This window comes from Streptococcus mitis, from assembly GCF_001074635.1.
GTDB lineage: Bacteria > Bacillota > Bacilli > Lactobacillales > Streptococcaceae > Streptococcus > Streptococcus mitis_E.
In genome coordinates this window covers 1-2,853 of record NZ_JUQO01000095.1, presented here as the reverse complement: position 1 = coordinate 2,853, position 2,853 = coordinate 1, and the positions used below count along the sequence as shown (strand labels likewise).

Annotated in this window: 3 protein-coding genes and 1 pseudogene; all 4 read right to left on the bottom strand. The window is 32.8% G+C overall.

Features of this window, described 5'->3' with window-relative positions:
• On the bottom strand, window positions 1-563 hold a 563-nt coding region (locus tag ADI58_RS03920), incomplete at its 3' end, for a TOTE conflict system archaeo-eukaryotic primase domain-containing protein (protein ID WP_049521547.1).
• A 253-nt stretch (window positions 564-816) separates the two neighbouring features.
• Window positions 817-1,620 carry a Fic family protein gene (locus ADI58_RS03915; protein WP_049521546.1) on the bottom strand — a complete coding sequence of 268 codons (804 nt, stop codon included), beginning with the start codon at window positions 1,618-1,620 and terminating at the stop codon, window positions 817-819.
• Window positions 1,621-1,705: 85 nt separating this feature from the next.
• Window positions 1,706-1,846, bottom strand: a pseudogene (locus ADI58_RS11695) (DNA (cytosine-5-)-methyltransferase); the annotation flags it as partial.
• Between the two features lie 29 nt (window positions 1,847-1,875).
• A partial coding sequence (locus tag ADI58_RS11280) for a hypothetical protein (protein ID WP_049521545.1) occupies window positions 1,876-2,853 on the bottom strand: 978 nt, incomplete at its 5' end.

The following is a 2,853-nucleotide window of genomic DNA, read 5'->3' as shown; positions in this document are numbered from 1 at the left end:
ATCGCTTCCTCAAAGAAGAACCAAATATGGAGTCCGTGACCCGAACGAGAAATCTCTAGATGGGCTTCCATCTGGCGTTCCCTGGCTATTCTTCGAATAGCTAAACCGGCTTCTTTCCAATCTCTTTCATCCAAATCCAGTACCAAAAAATAACAGCTATCATCTAAGTGCATAGGAAAGATACCGATAGCTGTCTCCCCACGAAAATGAGATTTCAAAACGGAATCCGTCAATGTCTGGAAACTCCGTTTTTCAGGTGGCAACTGCTTCCAACCATAATCATAGGATGGAAAATATTGAATTTTTCCTTGATCATTGATAAAACTCTTAGCATAAACATCATAACGGCCAGCAAATACGGAGGTAAACAATTGTAATTTTTCTTGCGTCGTCAAGTGACTACTTTGAAGTTGGAACATCTCCTCGAACCGAGAGCGTTCCATAACAAACTGACTCTTGTCTTTAAGACGTTTACACAAGAAAAACTCACTATCCCCATTAAAAGAAGAAAAGACATCAAGTACTTCTACCACAATTCCATCCAAAGACACAAAAACAGCCATAACAATCACCTCCTTGATTCCTATAGGCTGATTATAACAAGAATGGCTGAAATTGTACACGAAAATAAAATCCGAATAATACTTATTCCGTCTCGCACCAGAAGGTACGAGGTAAATAGAGTTTAAACGAGCAGTCTATAAAATTAAAAAAACGCATATCATCAAGCGACTAAAACTTTGATGATATACGTTTTCTTGTGAGAATATTTACTTCGTTTTTTTCATAAAATTCAATGTTTACTCAGTATTAGGATTATGAAAGGTCGAAGTCTAAATCTAGATACATTTTTTCTGAAGACAAATCATTTTGACCACCGAGCAAGAGATTTTCAAAAAAAGCTGTTAAAAACTCAGGACGTCGCTGTAAAATCTTTGCATTATCTAATACCAAGGCATCACGAAAATACTTGGCATGTTGCTGAAATGGTGTATTATCAATATCAAAACCAAACTCACGAAGATACTGAATCAAAAAGACCGTTACCGTCCGAGTGTTTCCTTCGCGAAATGGATGAATCTGCCAGATTCCTGAAATAAAATGCTGGATTTTTTTAACCACATCCGCCTGAGTTAGTGTCGCATATGCAACTTGTTTTTCCTGATTAAAATCATAATCCAAGGTCATTTGAATCATAGAGAAATCAGAGTACACAACACTTTCACCATTCAAAACAGGTTCATTCTTTGTGATATTGGTTTGACGAAATTGCCCCACCGGAATAGAGGCTTCAAATATATCTTGAAACAACTCCTTATGAATAGCAAGTAGGGTCGCAGGGCTGAAGCTAAAGCCTCTTCGAGACAGTAGTTCTACAATACGTAGAGAAACCAAGTCTGCCTCCTCCGTACTTGCATCAATGGTATGATGATAAGCCGTTGCATCTTCATAAACCTGCTCGTAAGTCAGTTCACCTCGAGATTGTTTCTCAGCCAAAGATTCCATATAAGCTGATGGCACTAGATTATCAACCTTCTGTAGGCCAAAACCGATCTGCCATAAGTCACGCTTAGCTTCATAAGACAAGTTTGGATTGTCAATGTTGTAAGTTGGTTGCATAGAAAGGTCCTTTCAATTCTTTTTCTTCAGTGACTGAATAATATGATTATCAAGATATATCTGAATAAATGGGCTAGTAAGTCTAACGCGCAGACTTATCGAAGTCATTGGCATACACCACTCTGAACTCGTTGGTCTGTTCAAATCCCAACTCAATTCCCACATTATCTGAGAAGAAAGTTGCAATGTTGTACTTATCAGGTCTGTTCGAACTTAGAGGATTTGTTGTGTAGTAATCTGGTTTCTAGAAATAGATTAAATAGATTTATTATATAATGCAACAATGGTAAGAAAAATTAATAAAATAGAAGATACAATCCAAATAATATTTATATTCAGTCTAATCTCTGATATATTTTCAACTTGCTGTTTAAATTCAGATTCAGAAAATAAACTACCAATATCTTCCCCTATCAAAATATCTTTATAATTATTTTTTAATCTCTCAAAAACTTTATTGAAATCTGTCATATCTTTATTAAATTTTTTATTAGATAAATAACAATAAATTAAAGAACCAAAAAGCGCAAACAGCAACAACCATAGAATATCTTTACTAAAAATATTATCTAGAGGAGAATCAGATACAATATTAGCTATCATAGTAGTCGTAATAAATGCTACTAACGCAACAAAGTTATTGCTAAAACTACCAATTATAACATTACTATACTGATCCATTTCATACAGTGTATGTACTATAAAATCACCTATATCCTTTTTAGCACTTAGATATTCCGACACATTATTTTTTATATATAAATTATAAACCCTTGAAATATCTCTTACACTTAATTTTAAATCACTAAAATCAAATATTGACGATTCTATTACTTCCCTTGCTATTGTAAGTTTATCCAGATAAATATCATCATGGTAAATCCAATTAAAAATATCATATATTTCCTTGGAGTATAAAAAAGAAAATTGATTTATATTTATAACATCTGTTATGTTCTTTGTTGCATCTTTAGATAAATTTAATTTCTCTTTGTGAAGAAATGAAAAAGAAGATAGATAAATAAATGAAAATAGTATCTCCCATTTTTGAAATAGTTCTTTTATTCTAGAATCGAACTCACTACTGACTATATGAAAATCGTTTGGAAGTAAGGGGAACTCATTTAAATTAAAAAAATTATTAGTAAACAATACTTTCGAAAACAATTCTAATCTATTTGTTTTCGAATATTCAAAACACTTATCTTTATAATATTTAAAAAATATAGTTTC